The organism is Serratia sp. 506_PEND, from assembly GCF_001076875.1.
Lineage (GTDB): Bacteria > Pseudomonadota > Gammaproteobacteria > Enterobacterales > Enterobacteriaceae > Serratia > Serratia marcescens.
In genome coordinates this window covers 20,193-39,650 of the sequence record NZ_JVEL01000392.1, presented here as the reverse complement: position 1 = coordinate 39,650, position 19,458 = coordinate 20,193, and the positions used below count along the sequence as shown (strand labels likewise).

15 protein-coding genes and 2 pseudogenes are annotated in these 19,458 nt (G+C 60.5%); 9 read left to right on the top strand and 8 right to left on the bottom strand.

Features of this window, described 5'->3' with window-relative positions; genetic code table 11:
* A pseudogene (locus ADK28_RS33530) lies at positions 1-96 on the bottom strand (AraC family transcriptional regulator); the annotation flags it as partial.
* A gap of 179 nt (positions 97-275) precedes the next feature.
* Here ADK28_RS33530 and ADK28_RS14260 point away from each other — a divergent pair.
* Entirely contained in the window at positions 276-2,045 is a 1,770-nt protein-coding gene (locus ADK28_RS14260) for an ABCB family ABC transporter ATP-binding protein/permease (protein WP_033641359.1), read from the top strand.
* Positions 2,046-2,063: 18 nt separating this feature from the next.
* On the opposite strand, the gene betI is transcribed toward ADK28_RS14260, so the two are convergent.
* Positions 2,064-2,660: a transcriptional regulator BetI gene (gene betI, locus ADK28_RS14255; protein WP_033639489.1), complete on the bottom strand. Its 597-nt coding sequence runs from the start codon at positions 2,658-2,660 to the stop codon at positions 2,064-2,066.
* Between the two features lie 158 nt (positions 2,661-2,818).
* Between betI and ADK28_RS14250 the strand changes: the two genes are divergently transcribed.
* The gene (locus tag ADK28_RS14250) at positions 2,819-4,363 is read left to right on the top strand and encodes a BCCT family transporter (protein ID WP_033639490.1); all 1,545 of its coding nucleotides are present in this window, start codon (positions 2,819-2,821) and stop codon (positions 4,361-4,363) included.
* Between the two features lie 6 nt (positions 4,364-4,369).
* Here the strand turns inward: ADK28_RS14250 and ADK28_RS14245 are convergent, their stop codons facing one another.
* Both ADK28_RS14245 and ADK28_RS14240 read right to left on the bottom strand, forming a co-directional pair.
* On the bottom strand, positions 4,370-4,801 hold the full coding sequence (locus ADK28_RS14245; protein WP_048795930.1) for a VOC family protein: 432 nt from the start codon (positions 4,799-4,801) through the stop codon (positions 4,370-4,372).
* A 158-nt stretch (positions 4,802-4,959) separates the two neighbouring features.
* The gene (locus ADK28_RS14240; RefSeq protein ID WP_004931740.1) at positions 4,960-5,877 is read right to left on the bottom strand and encodes a TIGR03571 family LLM class oxidoreductase; all 918 of its coding nucleotides are present in this window, start codon (positions 5,875-5,877) and stop codon (positions 4,960-4,962) included.
* A 717-nt stretch (positions 5,878-6,594) separates the two neighbouring features.
* Here ADK28_RS14240 and ADK28_RS14235 point away from each other — a divergent pair.
* Both ADK28_RS14235 and ADK28_RS14230 read left to right on the top strand, forming a co-directional pair.
* Entirely contained in the window at positions 6,595-7,812 is a 1,218-nt protein-coding gene (locus tag ADK28_RS14235; RefSeq protein ID WP_016929946.1) for an MFS transporter, read from the top strand.
* 36 nt (positions 7,813-7,848) lie between these two features.
* Positions 7,849-8,658, top strand: a complete 810-nt coding sequence (locus ADK28_RS14230; protein ID WP_016929945.1) for a MoaF C-terminal domain-containing protein — start codon at positions 7,849-7,851, stop codon at positions 8,656-8,658.
* A 1-nt stretch (position 8,659) separates the two neighbouring features.
* Here ADK28_RS14230 and lldD read toward each other — a convergent pair whose 3' ends face one another.
* From lldD to ADK28_RS14215, 3 genes and pseudogenes are all read right to left on the bottom strand, one after another.
* Complete coding sequence (gene lldD, locus ADK28_RS14225; protein ID WP_033632193.1) at positions 8,660-9,799, bottom strand: FMN-dependent L-lactate dehydrogenase LldD; 1,140 nt, start codon at positions 9,797-9,799, stop codon at positions 8,660-8,662.
* A 42-nt stretch (positions 9,800-9,841) separates the two neighbouring features.
* The gene (locus ADK28_RS14220) at positions 9,842-11,425 is read right to left on the bottom strand and encodes an L-lactate permease (protein ID WP_048795929.1); all 1,584 of its coding nucleotides are present in this window, start codon (positions 11,423-11,425) and stop codon (positions 9,842-9,844) included.
* A gap of 323 nt (positions 11,426-11,748) precedes the next feature.
* Positions 11,749-12,652, bottom strand: a pseudogene (locus ADK28_RS14215) (LysR family transcriptional regulator).
* Between the two features lie 178 nt (positions 12,653-12,830).
* Here ADK28_RS14215 and ADK28_RS14210 point away from each other — a divergent pair.
* Together ADK28_RS14210 and ADK28_RS30090 are read left to right on the top strand one after the other, a co-directional pair.
* Positions 12,831-14,483, top strand: a complete 1,653-nt coding sequence (locus tag ADK28_RS14210; protein ID WP_048795933.1) for a multidrug ABC transporter permease/ATP-binding protein — start codon at positions 12,831-12,833, stop codon at positions 14,481-14,483.
* 388 nt (positions 14,484-14,871) lie between these two features.
* The gene (locus ADK28_RS30090) at positions 14,872-14,985 is read left to right on the top strand and encodes a YmiA family putative membrane protein (RefSeq protein WP_049232362.1); all 114 of its coding nucleotides are present in this window, start codon (positions 14,872-14,874) and stop codon (positions 14,983-14,985) included.
* Positions 14,986-15,168: 183 nt separating this feature from the next.
* Here ADK28_RS30090 and ADK28_RS14205 read toward each other — a convergent pair whose 3' ends face one another.
* Positions 15,169-16,389: a CynX/NimT family MFS transporter gene (locus ADK28_RS14205; RefSeq protein ID WP_048795928.1), complete on the bottom strand. Its 1,221-nt coding sequence runs from the start codon at positions 16,387-16,389 to the stop codon at positions 15,169-15,171.
* 502 nt (positions 16,390-16,891) lie between these two features.
* On the opposite strand from ADK28_RS14205, the gene agaR reads away from it, so the two are divergent.
* Genes agaR through agaV form a run of 3 tightly spaced genes read left to right on the top strand, consistent with a single transcriptional unit; the run spans position 16,892 to position 19,450 of the window.
* Entirely contained in the window at positions 16,892-17,665 is a 774-nt protein-coding gene (gene agaR, locus ADK28_RS14200; protein ID WP_004931804.1) for a transcriptional repressor AgaR, read from the top strand.
* A gap of 23 nt (positions 17,666-17,688) precedes the next feature.
* On the top strand, positions 17,689-18,972 hold the full coding sequence (locus ADK28_RS14195) for a D-tagatose-bisphosphate aldolase, class II, non-catalytic subunit (RefSeq protein WP_048795927.1): 1,284 nt from the start codon (positions 17,689-17,691) through the stop codon (positions 18,970-18,972).
* A 1-nt stretch (position 18,973) separates the two neighbouring features.
* Entirely contained in the window at positions 18,974-19,450 is a 477-nt protein-coding gene (agaV, locus tag ADK28_RS14190) for a PTS N-acetylgalactosamine transporter subunit IIB (RefSeq protein WP_004931808.1), read from the top strand.
* The last annotated feature ends 8 nt before the right edge of the window (positions 19,451-19,458 follow it).

The window sequence follows — 19,458 nt, the reverse complement described above, 5'->3', positions numbered from 1 at the left end:
CACTTCGCTCAGTTTTTCGACGGTGAGCGCCTCGTCCAGGTGGCGGTCGATATAGTCAAAGACCAGCGCAAAGCGCTTTGCATACGTCTGGGTCATGTGATTGTCTCCTCCATGCCTGAACTTTGCCCGAGCCGCCGCCGCTTCTCCTGACGGATGATGCTGAGTTGTCGCCGCAGGAAAATGGGAGGGGGCGGCGTTCGCCGTCGGCCAGGCCAAACTCATAACCCCGCGCGGCTGTGCGCCGCGATCCCGATCGAGAAGATGAATATTACATGATGGATCGTTCTCGTTTGCTGAAATTCCTGCTGCCCTATCTGTGGCCGAAAGACAACCCGCGGCTGCGGGGGTATCTGGTGGTGGCCTTCGTGTTCATGGTGGCGGCCAAGGTCAGCACCACGCTGGTGCCGCTGGCTTATAAAGCGATGGTCGATGCGCTGAGCGGCGAGACGGCGAAAATGCTGGCGGTGCCGCTTGGGCTGATCGTCGCCTACGGCGTGGCGCGGGTGGGCGGCGCGCTGTTTGAGGAACTGCGCAACGTGATGTTTATCCACGTCAGCCAGAACGCCACGCGCCTGTTGGGCGTGCGGGTGTTCCGCCAGCTGCATGCGCTGAGCCTGCGTTTCCATCTGGAGCGCCAGACCGGCGGATTGTCGCTGTCCATCGAGCGCGGCACTCAGGCGGTGTCCACGGTGCTGTCGCGGCTGCTGTTCTCCATCGTGCCGATCCTGTTCGAGCTGACGCTGGTCACGGCGATCATGTGGCATATGCTGAACGGCTGGTTCGCGCTGGCGATCCTGACGACGGTCGGCTGCTACATCCTGTTCACCGTGTTGGCGGTCAGCTGGCGCACCCGCTTTCGCCGCGAGCTCAACAAGGCCAACGCCGACGCCAACAGCAAATCCATCGACAGCCTGCTGAACTATGAGACCGTGAAGTACTTCGGCAATGAAGAGTTCGAGGCCGAGCGTTTCGACCTCTCGCGCCGGCTGTACGAATACGCCGCCATCAAGAACCAATTCAGTTTTACGGCGATCAACCTGGGGCAAACCGCCATTATTTCGATCGGACTGATCGTGATGATGACCATGGCGGCGCAGGGCATTACGCAGGGGACGATGACGGTCGGCGACTTCGTGCTGGTCAATGCCTATCTGCTGCAGCTGTATCAGCCGCTGAACTTCTTCGGCTTTATTTATTCCGAGGTGCGCCAGGCGCTGATCGACATGGAGAACATGTTCGATCTGCTGCAGGAACCGCGTGAGATCGTCGATAGCCCGGATGCGCAGCCGCTGCGCCTCGATCGCGGAGAAGTGAAGTTCGACGCGGTCAGCTTCGGTTACGACACGCGTCGGCCGATCCTCAAGCAGGTGAGCTTTACCATTCCGGCGGGCCACACGGTGGCGGTGGTCGGCGCCTCCGGCGCGGGCAAGTCCACGCTGTCGCGCCTGCTGTTTCGCTTTTACGACGTGCAGGGGGGCGCCATTACCCTCGACGGCCAGGACATTCGCCAACTGACCCAGGCCAGCCTGCGGCAGGCGATCGGCATCGTGCCGCAGGATACGGTGCTGTTCAACGATACGTTGCGTTATAACATCGGTTACGGCAAAACCGGCTCCAGCGATGAAGAAATCGAGCGGGCGGCGCGGCTGGCGCATATCCATGATTTTATCGTCGGTCTGCCCGACGGTTACGACACCCGGGTGGGTGAGCGCGGGCTGAAGCTGTCGGGCGGGGAAAAGCAGCGGGTGGCGATTGCGCGCACCATTCTGAAAAATCCGGCCATCCTGGTGTTTGACGAGGCGACCAGCGCGTTGGATACCCAGACCGAGCGCGAAATCCAGGGGCACCTGCGCGAGGTGAGCCGCAACCACACCACGCTGGTGATCGCTCATCGGCTCTCCACCGTGGTGGACGCCGATGAAATTATCGTGCTGGAGGCGGGGGAGATCGTCGAGCGCGGGGGGCACGAGGCGTTGCTGGCCGCGAACGGCCGTTACGCCGCCATGTGGCAAACCCAGTACAGTGAAGAGCAGGAACCGCACTGATGGAGCCGCCGTTCACGTTCACCCCTGCTGCTGGGCGGCGTTGAGCCGCTGCGCCACGTAGTCGCAGGCGATGCGGCAGTCCTGCTTTAGGTCTGTCTCGTCGCCGGCCAGGCTGCCGCGCAGCCAAAGCCCATCGATCATCGCCGCCAGCCCGCGCGCCGCGTCGCGCGCCTGCTGCAGCGGCAGCTCGCGGCGGAACTGGCTGCAAATATTGGAATAGAGCCGCCGATCGTTGGCGCGCTGCAGGCGGCGCAGCACCGGCTGATGCATGCTGGCGGCCCAGAAGTCGAGCCAGGCGCGCATGGACACGGCGTTGGTTTGGCTGGGGTGGAAGTTGCCCTGGATAATGGCGAACAGCTGTGACTGGCTGTCGCTCGCCGCTTGCGCGCGGCACTCGGCCACCGCGTCGCGCAGATCGCGCAGGATCTTGCGCATGGTGGCGCTCAGCAACCCCTCTTTATCGCCAAAATAGTGGCTGACGATGCCGGTCGACAGCCCGGCTTCTTTCGCGACCTGAGAGAGAGTGACGCCGGCCAGCCCGACGACGTTTATGGTCTCGAAGGCGGCGTTAATCAACTGCTCCTTACGCTGCTCAGGAATGTCTCTGCGGTACATATTTTCCCCAACTGATAGGCAAATCACACTTTGAATTTGATTGATTGAACGGTCAATCAATACTCTATATGCTGCGAAAATGTCAAATAAATGACGATAGAATGTTAATTAAAAGTTGCATTTAAATCGTCTGTCTTTCGCATCATGGAAGCCTGCCAATGACAACAAAAACTCCTCCATCGCTTGACGAAGAACCTGTCAGATTGAATGTTCCGGTATTTTTCGGCTCGGCGGCGGTGATCCTGCTGCTGGGATCGCTGGTCGTGCTGTTTCCCGCCGCCAGCAAACAGTGGTTGAACGCCGCGCAAAGCTGGGTCGCCGACGTGTTCGGCTGGTACTACATGCTGTTGATGGTCGCCTGCATGGTGTTCGTCTTCTGGCTGGCGCTGTCGCGCTTCGGCCATATTCGCCTCAGCCAGGATGACGAACCGCCGCAGTTCAGCTATCCCTCGTGGGTGGCGATGCTGTTCTCGTCGGGCATCGGCATTGCGCTGGTGTACTACGGCGCCTACGAACCGCTGGATCACTTCCTGTCGCCACCGGAAGGCAGCGGCGGCACCGTGCAGGCGGCGCGGCAGGCGATGGCGCTCACCTTTTTGCACTGGGGGCTGCACGGTTGGGCGCTGTATGCGCTGATCGCCACCGCGCTGGCCTATTTCGCCTATTGCCGCGGCCTGCCGTTGGCGCTGCGCTCTGCGTTATACCCGATCTTCGGCGAGCGCATCCACGGCGGCGCCGGCCATCTGGTGGACAGTTTCGGCATTCTGGTGACGGTGATTTCGATGGTGACCAACCTGGGGATCGGCGCGCTGCTGGTGAACTCGGGGCTGTTTTATCTGTTCGACATTCCGCAAAGCACCGGCGTGCTGCTGGCGCTGATCGTGGTGATGATGGTGGTGGCCACGCTGGCGGCGGTCACCGGCGTCGAGAAGGGCATTGCCATGCTGTCGAACATCAACGTCGGCTTCCTGTGCCTGTTGCTGCTGTTCGTGTTTCTGGCCGGCCCGACGCTGAATCTGCTCAACGGCATGTTGCAGAACCTCGGCGATTATCTCACTTCGCTGGTCAGCCGCAGCTTCGATATGTATTTGTACGGCAAGGCGCGCCAGTGGCAGGGCGCCTGGACGTTATTCTATTGGGCCTGGTGGGTGGCGTGGGCGCCGTTTGTCGGGCTGTTCATCGCGCGCATCTCCAAAGGGCGCACCATTCGTGAACTGATCTTCGGCGTGTTGCTGATCCCGTTGGGCTTCACGCTGGCGTGGCTGTCGATCTTCGGCAATACCGCCATCAGCCTGGTGTTGGAAGGCGGGCAGGCGATCCTCGGGCAGGTGGCGCAAAGCGATCCGCCGATGGCGGTGTTCAAGCTGTTCGAATACCTGCCCTATACCCAGCTGACCGCCGGTTTTGTGGTGGCGATCAGTTTCGTGCTGTTCCTGACGCCGGTCGATTCCGGCACGCTGATGATAGCGAACCTCTCCTGCCAGGGCGGTTCCGCCCACGATGACGCGCCGGCCTGGCTGCGGGTATTTTGGGCGGCGGTCACCACGTTGATCTGCGCCGGGTTGCTGTACGCCGGCAGTTTCAGCGCGATGCAGACTGCGGTGGTGCTGTGCGGCCTGCCGTTCTCGGCGGTGATCGTGTTGTACATGGTCAGCCTGCGCAAGGATCTGCGCGGTTACGCCATGACGCCGGCGCTCCCCTGAGGCGGTTTATTCGTCCGCGCGCGGCCGGTGATGCACGTATTCGATAATCGTGCCGTCCGGCAGGCGGGCATTGAAACAGGCGCCGGTGGGCACTTCCACCGGGCCAAAGAAGATATCGGCTCCGGCGGCCAGCAGCCGCTGATGGTAGGGATAAATGTCATCGACCAGCAATGTGCCGACGGTGCTGCGGAAAGGGCGCAGGCTTTCTTCCGAGCCTTCCAGGATCAGAAACGGCCCCACCGCCGCCAGCACCAGCCGATGCGCGGGAAAGTCGAAACGCATATCCGCTTCCACGCCGTGCAGCTGCTCGTAAAACGCGATGGCGCGGTCAATTTCACCTTCGTTGACGTAGACCCGGATCAGCACGCGCGGCTCGCGCAGCGATGAAGAGTCGGCGGTTTTGCGCCAAAAGCCTGCTTCTGTCAGTTTTGCCGTCATTGCTCATTCCTCATGGTGGCTCGTTTCCCCGTCATCATGCCGCCGTTTGGCCGCAGGGATTAGACTGAGTTGCTATGAAATAGCAGCGGCGGAAATAAAAAAGCCCCGGTAACGGGGCAAAGACCAGCTCAGGTCGGAATAGCGGGCTAAAGCGGGCGTCAGGCGCGATGGAATTCCGGCAACACCAGTTGACCGATCTCCTGCATCGTCTCTTCCAGCGGCCGCTGGTTGCGGCGGAAATGCAGGCCGATGTGGTTGACTCCGGCGTCACGCATGGCGCTCAGTTCCTGAATCAATCCATTACGGCCGCTCTTGATGCCGAAGCGATGGCGCTGAATCGGCGCGTCGGCGTTATCGGTGAGGTCGAGATGAATAAAGCTGACGTAAGGCTTGTCACCGGCTACGTTGCGCCAGAGTTTGACTCGCGAAACGTGGTCCGCAGGCGTGCCGGGATACGACAGCCAGCCATCCATATTTTTGCCCACCCACTCGGGCGTTTGCTGCGCCAACCCGGCGACCAGCAGCGGCGGCGGCGGCGTGGCCGGCAGCAGGCGCAATCCAGGCTGGAGCGCGCTGTCGGCTTCCCCTTTGAGAATGCCGACGCTGGTGCGGAAGTTTTCACCGCGCGCGGCGTAATCGGCGCCGAACAGCGGGTACTCCACGGGGCGATCGCCGCTGGCGACGCCGAGCAGCAGACGATCGCCGCTCAGCGTTTGCAGCGTGGAAGCCGCTTTGCGCACCAGCCACGGCTGGCGCAGCGGCAGCACCACGGCCGCGGTGCCCAGCAGAATATTGCGCGTCAGGCTGGACAGGTAGCCGAGGTAGGTAAAGGTCTCAAACACCTGCGCGGCGTCGCCGAAGTCCGGATCGTACAGCGGCACGTCGCGAACCCAGGCGGCGCGAAAGCCGAGCTCATCGGCCAGCTTGATGCGCGCAGCGTGTTCGCTCATGTCCGGCACGCCGAACGGTCGCCCGTCCTGCTGGCGTTTCAGCTGCCCGCTGGTGGACCAATCGTTGTCCAGCGGCAACTCGATGCCGATGGAAAGCGGCTCCCGGGTTAGTCTTTCGATGCTCATGTGTCACTCCGTCTCAGGCCTTGCGGCGCGGTGTCGAACGATGGCCCGAAGTGTTGCATGGCGCTAAATTGAGATAAACAGCCCTAATCGCAATAGATAATTGCTGTTGCGAGCATAATTGCTTTGCAGGATACGGCATGCTTGTCGTGATTTACGTCACGCTCTGCGCTTTTGCTATTGTCCAGATGAAATTATGTAATCCTGCCGATAGCCTTTCCCTCATAAGAGTTAGTTTGTTGTGCAGCAATAAAATAAAACGAAATGATTCAATAGATAAAAGTCAAACTGAATATTCCCCAGCGTTCATTCAATACGGATAAAAAATTAATAAGGCTGAAGCGTGATCGTTGAGATTATTCGCAAATGGCGTGGAAATAGGCATTTTTAACCGAAGAAAAATACCCGTTATTATTTTATTGTCTGTAAAAACAGAGGGGTAAAATATATTTTTGTGATAATGCGATTTTGAAATAGTACCGAATAAAAACTTCATTCGTCTCTAAGAAAGCGCCGGTTGACAGACCGCCGGCTTACGATAATTTTATGTCATTAACATGTTAATGAGTTGTTGTCGTGACGGAGGGCCAATATCTCTCTTGGCCGTGCGCTTAACACACTTATGCCATGGCGGCTTGCCATTCATAAGTTAACTTATGGACACATGACGCTATGAATACATCGCCAGAGCCTCGCAGCGCATTAAGTGAAGAGAACCGGTTGCTGATTATTTTATTTTTCGTTTTCGGCTGCGTGTTCGTCGATCGTCTGACCATCTCGTTTCTGTTTCCGATGATTGCCGCCGACCTCAAGCTCAGCAACGTGCATCTCGGCACCCTGTCGGCGGTGCTGGCGTTAACCTGGGCGCTGTCTGGCGCCGGGCTGGGGGCGATAGCCGATCGTTTTAATATCCGTAAACCGATGCTGATCTTGTCGATCCTGGTGTTTTCGCTGTTCTCCGCGCTGTCGGGGCTGGTCAGCGGCTTTGCCATGCTATTGATCTTCCGAGCGTTGATGGGGATCGCCGAAGGGCCGGTATTGCCGATCGCACAGTCGTTGATGGTGGAAAAATCGCAGCCGCAGCGCCGCGGTTTCAACATGGGATTGATTCAGGGCGCGGCGCCGGGGCTGCTGGGCGGCATTATCGCGCCGCCGCTGATCATCTATCTGGCGCAGAAGTGGGGCTGGAGCATGGCGTTTCACCTGACCGCCGTGCCGGGCGTCATTCTGGCGTGGCTGATCTATCGCTATGTGAACGGCAAGAAGGATCCCGCTTTCAGCGCCGCGCCGGCGGCCGACAAGGCGGCGAACAAAGGTGCTTACGGCGAGCTGTTCAAAATCAAGAACGTGGCGCTGTGCATTCTAATCTCCTGTGTGTTCGTCACCTGGTTCATGATCATCATTACCTTCACCCCCAACTTTTTGGTGACCGACCGCGGCTTCGGCGAAGGCACGATGGGCGGCATCATGAGCGCCATCGGCGCCGCTTGGGTATTCTGGGGCGTGGCGGTGCCGGCGATCTCCGATCGCTTCGGCCGCAAGCCGACGCTGATCTTCTTTTCGCTGCTGGCGGTGTGCTGCCCGCTGTTTCTGAGCTACGTCGATAATCCGTGGCTGCTGGGCGTGCTGGTGTTCCTGTCTTATACCGGCCTTGGCTGTTTCACGCTGTTTATGGCTACCATCCCGTCTGAAACGGTGTCGCCGGCCCGCATCGCTACCGCGTTGGGGCTGGTGATGGGGATTGGCGAGGTGATTGGCGGCTGCCTGGCGCCGTTTATCGCCGGGCTGATCGCCGATCGCTACGGGCTGGTCAGCGTGATGTGGCTCGCGGCCGCCGGCGCCGTGTGCGCCGGGGTACTGAGTTGTTTTCTCGATGAAACCGCCCCTGCCGTGGTGAACCGCCGAGCGGTGAAACCGGCGGGCGTCGCCGACGTCTGAGGCGGTTTTCATCCCATTCAATCAAGGAGAGCGAAGATGTCAGCAGAACCATCCGTACTGAATCAAAATGCCGAACCGGACTGGAAGAATTACGACGATTTCGCGCGCGGCATCGATACCAACCGGCTGCCGGGCACTCAGGACTGGCGCGGCAAAACGTTGCAGATCGCCTTTGAAGGCGGCGGGGAAATCACGCTGCGTTTCAGCGCCGATCGGCAGCGGGTGCTGTGGGCCTGGGGCGGGGAGAGCGGCGAGGACGCTTACGAAGAGGTGCAAACCTCCGCCGCGCGCTATTTCTTCAATATTCCGCTGCAGACGCCGGGCAACGAATGCCTGACGCTGGTGCTCAACCGCGACAGCGGCCGGGCGCTGCTGGTGCGCAGCACGTTGCTGCCCGAGCAAACGGTGGAAAAGGGATCCCGCCTCAAGCAAAGCTTCCACGTTGGGCAGATTGCCGGCGTCACGCCGGGCGGCGTCGCGCCGCATCTGACCCGCGAGCTGATCGGTTATCGCACGCTGAATGTCTACAGCCCCAACCACTATTACGAACACTTCTACGTCAATACCGAGCGCTACGCCTGGCAAAACCTGCGCGGCGAACAATTCGGCCACGGCGACATGGACTACGCCACTTACTACAAGTTTGAGGACGAGATGTTCCTGTTCACCTTCCGGGAAAAGATTATCCCGGTGTGCTCGGTGTTCTTCTTCGACTTTGTCTCCGGGCGCTGCACCGGCACCTTCCTCGGGTTGGACGCCGCCGGCCGAGTGTTGGTGTCACCGGCCGGGGCGTTCATCAGCAAGATGAGCTACAACGCCTACCCGGAAGGGGTACAGCCGCTTTGATTCAGGCGTTTCTGACCAGCGATCCGGCGTTGATCTCCGCAATGGTTTTCGCGCCGGTGAGCGTCATGGCGACGCGCATCTCTTTGTCGATCAGATCCAGCAAGTTAGCCACCCCGGCTTCGCCGGCCGCCGCCAGCGCATAGACGAAGGCGCGCCCCAGCAGCACGCTGTCGGCGCCCAGCGCGATCATGCGCACCACGTCCAGGCCGCTGCGGATGCCGGAGTCGGCCAGCAGGGTGATGTCGCCTTTCACCGCGTCGGCGATCGCCGGCATGGCGCGCGCGGTCGACAGCACGCCGTCCAGTTGGCGGCCGCCGTGGTTGGAGACGATGATGCCGTCGGCGCCGAAGCGCACCGCGTCTTTGGCGTCTTCCGGATCCAGAATGCCTTTGATGATCATCGGGCCGTCCCAGAACTCGCGGATCCACTCCAGATCTTTCCAGGAAATCGATGGATCGAAGTTGGCGCCCAGCCAGCCGATGTAATCTTCCAGGCTGGTCGGTTTACCGCGGTAGGCCGAGACGTTGCCCAGGTCGTGCGGCTTGCCGAACAGGCCGACATCCCAGGCCCACTGCGGATGGGTAAACGCCTGCAGCACGCGGCGCAGGGCGGCGTTGGGGCCGCTCATCCCCGAGTGGGCGTCGCGGTAACGGGCGCCGGGCACCGGCATGTCGACGGTAAAGACCAGCGTTTTCACGCCGGCGGCTTTGGCGCGCTCCAGCGCGTTGCGCATAAAGCCGCGATCTTTCAGCACGTAGAGCTGGAACCACATCGGCCGATCGATCGCCGGCGCCACCTCTTCGATCGGGCAGACCGACACGGTGGACAGCGTGAACGGGATGCCTTTTTTGGCCGCGGCGCGCGCGGCCTGCACTTCGCCGCGGCGGGCGTACATGCCGGTCAGCCCCACCGGCCCCAGCGCCACCGGCATCGCCAGCTGCTCGCCGAACAACGTAGTCTCCAGGCTGAGTTCGGACATATTGCGCAGCACGCGCTGGCGCAAGGCAATATCGGCCAGATCTGCGGTATTGCGCTTAAGCGTATGCTCCGCGTAGGCCCCGCCGTCGATATAGTGAAACAGAAACGGCGGCAGTTTGGCCTGGGCGGCGGCCCGGTAGTCGGTTGACGCGGAGATGATCATAGTGTTTACCTTCTTGTCTTGCTTGCGATAACGAGTGTTCGGTCAGAGCGTGAGGATCGTTGCCATACCGGCCGCAATCCCGCCGTACGCCAGCATCGGCAGTACGGTCCTTCTGATGATTTTGCCTTCGGCGTTGCCGATCCCGAGGATCGAACAGACCGCGATAATGTTGTTCAGGCACACCATGTTGCCCATGGCGCCGCCGACGGACTGCAAGGCCAGCGTCAGGTTGACATCAAGACCGCTGCTCTGGGCGATCGACTGCTGAATGCCGCCGAACGTCAGGTTCGAAACGGTATTGGAGCCGGAGAAGAACGAGCCCAGCGCGCCGAGGAACGACGAGAACAGCAGCCAGCTGTCGCCGGTCAGCGCCGCCAGCGCTTTACCGATCAGGATCACCGGCGCGTTGTCGCCGCCCTGCATCATCAGGTTAACCATCACCAGCGCGCCGAACAGGGCGATAAAGGGCCGCGCGATGCGCCCGCCGGTTTCGCTGAACATTTGCCGCACCTGGCCGCCATTCAGACGGAACAGCGGAATACACAGCAGCACCACCAACAGGAACGGGATCAGCGCCGGGACATACAGCGTTTTGTAGCCGGCGGCGGCGGCGGTGCCCAGCACCTGCTGCAGTTCGACGATCAGCGCCCGGCTGATGCGCAGCTCCCCGAGCCAGCCGAGGTTTTCCTGCCACAGCAGCGCGGTGTTGTTGAGCAGCGCCTTGAGGCCCAACTGGTGGACGCGCGTCACTATCAGAATAGCAATCAGCAGCAGGGTCGGGGTCATGGCCTTGACCACCTGCATGAACGGTACCGCCTGCGCGGCGCTCTGCGGTTTGTCGCCGCGGGCGAGGCCGATGCCACCGCGCGCCAGCAGCACCGACAGCGCCAGGCCGATCGCGCCGCCGACCAGCGCCGGGAACTCATAGTTCACCTGGGCCAGCAGCAGATAGGGCAGGGTGCAGCTCAGCACGCTGAGCAGGATAAACGGCAGGTTGCGGCGGATATCCTGCCAGGAAACGATAAAGCGCAGCGCCAGCAGAGGAATGACGAAGCCGGCGACAACGTGGATCAGCGCGGTTTGCCGGCCGATCTCCAGCAGGCTGGCGTCCGACAGGCCTAGGTTGGCAAAGCCGAACCAGGTGGGGGTGCCTACGGCGCCGAAGGAGACCGGCACCGAGTTCATCACCAGCGTCAGCAGGGCGACGCGCAGCGGGTTGAAGCCCAGCCCGACCAGAATCGGCGCGGCGATGGCGGCCGGTGTGCCGAAGCCGCTGGCACCCTCGATCATAAAGGCGAACGCCCAGCCGATAATCATCAGTTGGGCCACGGGATTGGGGCTGATGGTTTCCAGCCAGCGGCGCACCACGTTTTCCGCGCCGCTTACCTGCATCAGTTTGTTGAGCAGGATGGCGCCGGCAATGATGGTGAGCGGCGTCAGCGTCGACACCAGCGCGGTGATGATATTGGCATGCAGCAGCCGCAGCGAGGCATCAAACCACAGGAGCTGTACGGCATACACCACGGCGGCCGTCAGCGGCAGGGCGAGGTAAGAGGGCACGCCATTCCTTTTGGTCATCATCCAAATCAGCAGGATGATGGGCGCAATACTGAAAAGCAGGGGCATAAGATCCTCAGGGTTATTATTTTTATGGGCAGAGAGATGTAGCTGAAAGGTTAATTACCGCAACATTTTCATTCTAATCACAACGTTGGCGATGATGCCATGCGGTAATTTTTTAACATCGGCGAACGGCGTCGGCGCAGGGAAAAACGCCGGTAGAAGGGGTTAAATTAATTGATTTAAAATCAGTACGATAGGGAGTGTGGATGTGTGGTAAGTGCGCGAGCTCACATTAATTAGGCGGTAATGTTCAATAGATTATGTCCAAAAATGCCGTAATCCCCGCGGTCTTTTGCGGTAGCGGGGAAATAATCCGAGAGGAAAACTCAAAAATAATGGCTGATATTTTGGTAGGAACCGATGATATGTTCGATCAGCAGACGGGTTTTTAACGGCAGATTGCGGGTGTAAGGATAAACGGCGTAAATGCCCAGCACTTTGCCGCAGTGGCCGGCCAGGATCTCCGTCAGTTTACCGTCCTGCAAATCTTCATACACCATGCAGCGCGGTACCATGGCGATGCCGTGGCCGCCGATCACCGCTTTGCGGATCGCCCGCGCATTGTTGGCCGACAGGTNCGTAGATGCCGTTGCGGCCCGGCCGCTTCATCAGCCAGTTGGCGGTGCCGCTCTCTTGGTAGGTGTAGGTCAGGCAGTTGTGGCTCAGCAGATCGTCGGCGCTGCGCGGTTCCGGGTGGCTTTCCAGGTAGCCCGGCGAGCAGACGATCACCCAGCGGGAATCGAAGATCGGCCGGGCAATCAGGCTGGAGTCCGGCATTGTCCCGGTACGGATCGCCAGATCGATGCCTTCTTCCACCAGATCGACGAAGCGGTTTTCCAGCCGCATTTCGACCTTCAGGCTGGGATGCAGGGCGCAAAATTCCGCCACGCTTTCGCTCAGCAGCAACTCGCCCGAAATGGTCGGCACCGACATGCGGATGGTGCCGGTCAACTCTTCGCTCTTTTCGCTGACGGCGTACAGCGCCTCCTGCACTTTGGCGCCGATCTCTTTGGCCTGCTGGTAGAGCGCCTGGCCGCTTTCGGTCAGCGTCAGGCTGCGGGTGGTGCGGTACAACAGGCGGGCGCCCAGCGATTTTTCCAACCGCCCGATGCGTTTGCTGACCACCGAGCTGGTGATGCCGGCGCTCTCCGCGGCTTTGCTGAACGAGCCGCAGTCGACAATCAGGGCAAACAGAATCAGGTCGTTGGCGTATTCGTGAGTGGCGAGCATAATCGGCTGTTCCCTTCAGCGGCAAGTGGCGCCAGTGTAAGTCTCTCGTTTCAATAAGCAATCATCAAAATGCCCTTGGCGTCGAAATCAGAGGCTGCGCGAACAATGAGAATTCGTCTTGATCTCATTCTCGCGCCGCTTACAATGCCTGCCAGATCGCGACTTCAGAGGTTTTTTCATGGAACTGCTACGGGTGGTTTATCACCAGTATCGTTGGTCATTTCTGGCGGTTATGGCATTGACCATGACCAGCGCCGGCTTGGGCATCGGTATCATTGCGTTTATCAATCAATACCTGATGGAGGCCGGCGGCGATGCATTGGCTGTGCTGCCGATGTTTCTCGCCCTGCTGGCATTGCTGATGGCGGTCACGCTGGGATCGCAATTGGCGCTGACGACATTGGGCCATTACTTCGTCTACCGTCTGCGCGGGCAGTTAGTGAAGCGCATCCTGGATACCGATATTGAACGCCTTGAACAGTTAGGCAGCGCCTCATTGTTGGCCAGCCTCTCCAGCGATGTCCGCAATATCACCGTCGCCTTCGTGCGCTTGCCCGAACTGGTGCAAGGGGTGATTTTAACCCTGGGGTCGGCGGCCTATCTGGGGTGGCTATCGCCGAAAATGCTGGCGGTGACGGCGGTGTGGGTCGCCGTCACCGTGGTGGGTAGCGGCTGCCTGGTCTCGCGGGTTTATCGCCATATGGCCAGTTTGCGCGAGTCGGAAGAGCGCCTCTATCATCATTACGAATCGGTGATTGACGGTCGCAAGGAACTGACGTTAAACCGCAAGCGAGCGCAGGCGCTGTACGAACAGACCTATCAACCCGATGCGCAAGCTTACCGCCACCATATCATTCGCGCCGATACCTTCCATTTGAGTGCGCTCAACTGGTCAAATATCATGATGTTGGGGGCGATCGGACTGGTGTTCTTTATGGCTAACAGCCTGGGATGGGCGGACTCGGCGGTGGCCGCCACGTATTCCCTGACGCTGCTGTTCTTGCGCACGCCATTACTGCAGGCGGTCGGGGCGTTTCCGACGCTGGTCAGCGCCGAAGTCGCCTTCAACAAGCTGAAGACGCTGCGCCTGGCCGAGTACCAACCGGCGTTTCCTGCCGCCGCAGGCCGTTCCTGGCAGACGCTGGAGCTGCGCGACGTGGTTTTTCATTATGCCGATACGGAGCAACAGCCCGGTTTTGCCGTCGGGCCGCTTAATCTGACGCTGCGGCGTGGCGAGCTGGTCTTTTTGATCGGCGGCAACGGCAGCGGCAAGTCAACGCTGGCGATGCTGTTGACCGGGTTGTACCGGCCGGTGAGCGGGCACATCGTTCTGGATGGCGTCGCACAGACCGCGGCGGATATGCCGGGCTATCGTCGGCTGTTTTCGGCGATTTTCACCGATTTTCATCAGTTCGATCGTTTGCAAGGGCCGGAAGGCGGCGAGCCCGATGCGGAACTGGTCGCCGGCTGGCTCGAGCGGTTGAATATGAAAAGCAAACTGCAGTTCGACGGCGCCAGGGTGACCAACCCGCAACTGTCGCAGGGGCAGCGCAAGCGTCTGGCTTTGCTGCTGGCCGTGGCGGAACAGCGCGATATCTTGCTGTTGGATGAATGGGCCGCGGATCAGGATCCGCAATTCCGGCGCATTTTCTATCGCGAGCTGTTGCCAGAACTGCGCGCGCTGGGCAAAACGGTGTTTGCCATCAGCCATGACGATCACTATTTCGAACACGCCGATCGGCTGCTTGAGATGCGCTCGGGTCATTTACGTGAGCTGACCGGCAGCGAGCGTGAACACGCCAGTCGGGATTCCGTCAGCAGAATCGGTTAACTCACACCGGCCCGAGCGAGACTAAAGCGGGCCGGCGCTTCTCTCCGCATGATCCCAGTACGTCGCTTCATTTTATCCCCCGCCTTCAGCGCTGTCTGTTGCCGATTTGGCTTATGGCCAGTCAAGTAATTGATAGTTGAATTATTTACTAGTGGTTTAATTTTGACCTTTAAAGATATGGCACACTGCACGTTCGTTCGCCTATCAATTCAAGTTATCGCCTGCCGATAACAGTGATATCCACGGTGCCGTTCTTACTGAGGCGGTGATGCAGGTCTATGGCTAGCAGCTGTTTTTTAAATTTCCATAGGAAAAAACGACTTTATCGATCGTTAAAACAGATCGATAATTGTCGTTTGAATGGTTTAATCTATTGGTTGAGGGCGCTGTGGTGAGCAAGGATGGATCTGATATCAAACGTAGAGCATGGCTGTGTGTGTTTATCGGTAGCGGGCTGTTCTGGCTGTTAACCGCCGCCGTGATTTATTGGTTACTGAGTTAGCAGGTTAAGCAGGAAGGCGATTCGTGAACAAAAAGCAGGCTAAAAACCGTGAGGGCGCTGAGCGTCGCGCACAGTCCAAAATTCCGCCGTCATGGGTGCTGAGCGATGAGCAGCGCGCCTTTATTGAAGATTTATGGCAGGACACCGACTCTGAGCCGGCGCGGCCCCCATTGCGCCGCAGCGTTAGCTGATCACGCGGCTGCGGCCGGCCAGCGCGCCGAACAGCATTTGCAAGACGGTCAGGCCCAGCAGGGCGATTAACGGCAAGCGCCAGCCTTCCGTCAGATCGTGCAGCAGGCCGAATAGGGTGGGCCCCAGCGCCGCCAACAGATAACCGACGGATTGCGCCATACCCGACAGCAGCGTCGCCTGATGATGATGCTGACTGCGCAATCCAAAGAACGACAGCGCCAGCACCAGCGAACTCCCCGCCCCCAACCCGGCAAACGTCAGCCACACCAGTGAACTGGCGGGTTGCACCAATAATCCCCCGACGCCGATGAAGATCAGCAGTGAGCTGCCCAACGCTATCGCCCGCTGATCGCGCGCCCGCGGCAAAATCACCACCATGACAAAGTTGGCGACGATCGCTACCACCTGGTAAACGAACAGTTCGAAACCCGCCTGCTGAGCGGAGGTGCCGTGGCTGGCGGCAAAAGCGCTGAACCAGCCGATGATGGTGTAGAAGGCGATCGATTGCAGCCCCATGAACATCGCCACTTGCCAGCCCAGCGCGCTGCCCCAGGGAGAGCGATAGCGTTGCGGCTCCGTCGGCTGCGGCTCTTTAGTGGCGGGAGTGGCGGAGCGCCGCAGTTGCGGCAACCACACCAGCAGCGCCAACAGCGCAGGCAAGCTCCAGCATAACAAGGAGAACCGCCAGCCAAGGTCGGCCAGCGAAGCCAGCGGCACGGCCAGACCGGAAGCGATGGCGGCAACCAGCGACATCACCGCCGCATAGGCGGCGATCATCGCGGCGGCGCGATGTGGGAAATCTCTTTTCACCAGCGTCGGCAGCACCACGTTGGCGAAGGCGATGGCGGCGCCGATCAGGATGCTGCCCGGCCATAGCATGGCGTCTTGCGGCAGGGAGCGCAGGGCGATGCCGCAGATCAGCAGCGCGAGGGCGAGGCCCAGGGTGCGCTCGATACCGATGCGTTTCGCCAGCGCCGGGGTCAACGGCGAGAGGATGGCGAACAGGATCAGCGGCAGCGAATTGATCAGGCCGGCGGCGGTGGCGGACAACGCCAGCTGTTGCTGGATCTGCTCCAGCAGCGGGCCGACGCTGGTCAGGGCGGCGCGCAAATTGGCCGCGATCAGCATAATGCCGACGATAAGCAGAATAGGGCGGTGTAACCGGCGACGCGGGGTCGCGGTGGACGCTGGGGGTGAAGCGGGTTGCGGCATGGGTTCCTCGCACCAAGGCATGCAGTCAATCAGTGCTGCATGGCGTGATGCGTTGATTGACGTTAACGCTTACGTACCGAAAATCGACGGTATCCGATCGCCAGTGTAGGGAAGATGGCTCGTGCTGACAAGGGTACGGCCCGGCGGGATGGCGGCGGTTAATCCCCGCCGGCCGCCGGATAATTGCCATTATGTGATCTTGGTCACTGAGTGAACTAAAAGTCATGGCGCGGAGCGCACCATGCGCCGCTTTCGCTTTCCGTGCAGCCCACGCCTCAGCGCTCCGGGGGTATCGCCCGTCATGGCATTTCACTTTTTCCCCCTTCCGCTTTTGGGCTTTTCGATCCGTTTCGATTCGAAAGGTTTTTTGGCGGTTTTTTTGCTAAAACGGGGCTGTAATCCCGATCACAATTTCATTGCTTTCGCTTTGCTGTAATGCGAGCGCAGTAGAGCGAAAGCCATCTTCTCCCCGGCGATGCCGGAAACCTGAGGACCGCAGCTCATGCCAGTGAATACCGCAAAGCGACGTGAACACATTATCGATCTGTTATGCGAGCACGGCAGCGTGCGCGTGGAACAGCTCAGCAAACAGTTTGCGGTATCCACGGTGACGATCCGCAACGATCTGCGCTTTCTGGAACGAAAAGGGTGTGCGCTGCGCGCTTACGGCGGCGCGATGCTCAATCAGCAATTCGCTTTCGATCGGCCGCTGCGGGACAAAGGGCGGTTGAATCGCGACGTCAAAACGCTGATCGCCAACGCGGCGGCCGGCTATGTGCGCGACGGCGATGCGCTGATCCTCGATTCCGGTTCAACCACCGCGCAGATCGTGCCGTTCCTGAAGGGGCGGCGCGATCTGGTGGTGATGACCAATGCGCTGAACATTGCCTACGAGCTTTCGGGAAACGACGGGGTGGAAGTCATGGTGCTGGGGGGCAGCGTGCGCCGCAACTCTTACTCGCTCTACGGTCCGGCTGCCGAGCAGCAATTGCGTCAGTACCGCTTCGACAAGCTGTTTTTGGGCGTCGACGGGTTCGACCTGAGCGCCGGCATCACCACGCCTCACCCCGGTGAAGCGCACCTCAATCGCGTGATGTGCGAGGTGGCGCGCGAGATTATCGCGGTGGCGGATGCCAGCAAATTTGGTCGCAAGAGCTTTTGCATGATTCGCGAAGCCGGACAAATCCATCGGCTGATCACCGACAGCCGTCTTCCGGACGATTACGAGCGGGCGTTAACCGAGCTGGGCGTGGAGGTCATCATCGCCGATCGGTAGCAGGGCGCCTGCATGGGGGCTTCATGCAGCAGTTGTTACAGCTTGTCGAGCAGCACAAGGCCGGTATGCCGGTCGGGATCTTTTCCGTCTGTTCCGCCCATCCCTGGGTTCTGAAGGCCGCGCTGCGGCAGGCCAAAGCCCGCGGCACGCCGGTGTTGGTGGAGGCGACGTCCAACCAGGTCAATCAATTCGGCGGCTATACCGGCCAAACGGCGGCCCAGTTCCGCGATGGGCTGTGGCGTCTGGCGGATGAAGTGGGCCTGGCGCGCGAGCGCGTGTGGCTGGGTGGCGATCATCTGGGGCCAAACGCCTGGCAAGATCGCCCGGCTCAGGAAGCGATGGCGCTGGCGGAAACCTTGATAGACGATTACGTTCGCGCCGGATTTCGCAAAATTCACCTCGATTGTTCCATGTCGTGCGCTGATGATCCCTCGCCCCTGGGGGATGCCACGGTTGCCGAGCGGGCGGCGCGTTTGTGCGCGGTGGCGGAACGCGCCTGGGCGCAGAGCGGCGGCGAAGCGCCGGTCTATGTGATCGGCACCGAGGTGCCGGTGCCGGGCGGCGCGCAGGAGGCGCTGGCGGGTCTGCAGGTCACCACGCCGCAGGCGGTGGCGCAAACGCTGGAAACGCATCGTATCGCCTGGCAAAAAGCCGAGCTGAACGATGCCTGGCAGCGAACTATCGCGCTGGTGGTGCAGCCGGGCGTCGAGTTCGATCACCACAGCGTTGAGCATTACCAACCGCAGCGCGCCGACGCATTGAGCCATTTCATCGAACGGCAGCCGGGCATGATCTATGAAGCGCACTCTACGGATTACCAACCGCCGCAGGCCTACCGCCAACTGGTGCGCGATCACTTCGCCATCCTGAAGGTGGGGCCGGCGCTGACCTTCGCGCTGCGCGAAGCGCTGTTCGCCCTCGATCGCATCGAACGCGAATGGTTGGGGGAACGCCAGTCGGCGCAGCTGTGTGCCACGCTGGAGCAGGTGATGCGCGAGCAGCCGCAGCAATGGAGCCGCTATTACCACGGCACGCCGCACCAACAGTATCTCGATCGCCACTACAGCCTGAGCGATCGGGTGCGTTACTACTGGCCGCAGCCGCAGGTGCAGCAGGCGGTCGACGGTTTGCTGGACAACCTGCGCCGCAGCCCGGCGCCGCTGGCGCTGCTCAGCCAGTACCTGCCGGATCAGGCGCGGGCGCTGAACGCCGGCGAATTGAGCGCCGATCCGCAGGAGTGGGTGCTGCATAAAGTGACGCAGGTGCTCGATGATTACCACGCCGCCTGTTACCCGGAGGGCCGCTGACATGCCGAACATTTTAATGACTCGCATCGACAATCGTCTGGTGCACGGCCAGGTGGGCGTGACCTGGACCAATACCCTCGGCGCCAACCTGGTAGTGGTGGCCAACGACGAGGCCGCCGCCGATCCGGTGCAGCAGAACCTGATGGACATGGTGGTGGCGGAAGGGGTGCAGACCCGTTATTTCACGCTGCAGAAAACCATCGACGTGATCCACAAGGCGGCGGATCGGCAGAAGATCTTCCTGGTGTGCAAAACGCCGCAGGATGTGTTGACGCTGGTGCGCGGTGGGGTGCCGATCCGTTTCGTCAACGTCGGCAACATGCACTTCGCCGAGGGGAAGCGGCAGGTGCACAAAACGGTGTCGCTGGACGACGGCGACGTGGCCGCGTTCCGCGCGCTGGCGGAACTGGGCGTGGAGTGCGAAGTGCGCCGGGTGCCGGATGAAGCGGGCGAGGCGATCGGCAAACTGCTCTTTTGAGCCAGGGG

Excerpts from the sequence above, each read along its gene's own strand:
- ADK28_RS14195 (WP_048795927.1), top strand. The coding sequence starts at position 17,689 with ATGCAGCAGTTGTTACAGCTTGTCGAGCAGCACAAGGCCGGTATGCCG.
- betI (WP_033639489.1), bottom strand. The coding sequence starts at position 2,660 with ATGTACCGCAGAGACATTCCTGAGCAGCGTAAGGAGCAGTTGATTAAC.
- ADK28_RS14210 (WP_048795933.1), top strand. The coding sequence starts at position 12,831 with ATGGAACTGCTACGGGTGGTTTATCACCAGTATCGTTGGTCATTTCTG.
- ADK28_RS14220 (WP_048795929.1), bottom strand. The coding sequence starts at position 11,425 with ATGCCCCTGCTTTTCAGTATTGCGCCCATCATCCTGCTGATTTGGATG.
- ADK28_RS14205 (WP_048795928.1), bottom strand. The coding sequence starts at position 16,389 with ATGCCGCAACCCGCTTCACCCCCAGCGTCCACCGCGACCCCGCGTCGC.
- ADK28_RS14260 (WP_033641359.1), top strand. The coding sequence starts at position 276 with ATGGATCGTTCTCGTTTGCTGAAATTCCTGCTGCCCTATCTGTGGCCG.
- ADK28_RS14230 (WP_016929945.1), top strand. The coding sequence starts at position 7,849 with ATGTCAGCAGAACCATCCGTACTGAATCAAAATGCCGAACCGGACTGG.
- ADK28_RS14250 (WP_033639490.1), top strand. The coding sequence starts at position 2,819 with ATGACAACAAAAACTCCTCCATCGCTTGACGAAGAACCTGTCAGATTG.
- ADK28_RS14240 (WP_004931740.1), bottom strand. The coding sequence starts at position 5,877 with ATGAGCATCGAAAGACTAACCCGGGAGCCGCTTTCCATCGGCATCGAG.
- ADK28_RS14245 (WP_048795930.1), bottom strand. The coding sequence starts at position 4,801 with ATGACGGCAAAACTGACAGAAGCAGGCTTTTGGCGCAAAACCGCCGAC.
- agaR (WP_004931804.1), top strand. The coding sequence starts at position 16,892 with ATGCCAGTGAATACCGCAAAGCGACGTGAACACATTATCGATCTGTTA.
- lldD (WP_033632193.1), bottom strand. The coding sequence starts at position 9,799 with ATGATCATCTCCGCGTCAACCGACTACCGGGCCGCCGCCCAGGCCAAA.
- agaV (WP_004931808.1), top strand. The coding sequence starts at position 18,974 with ATGCCGAACATTTTAATGACTCGCATCGACAATCGTCTGGTGCACGGC.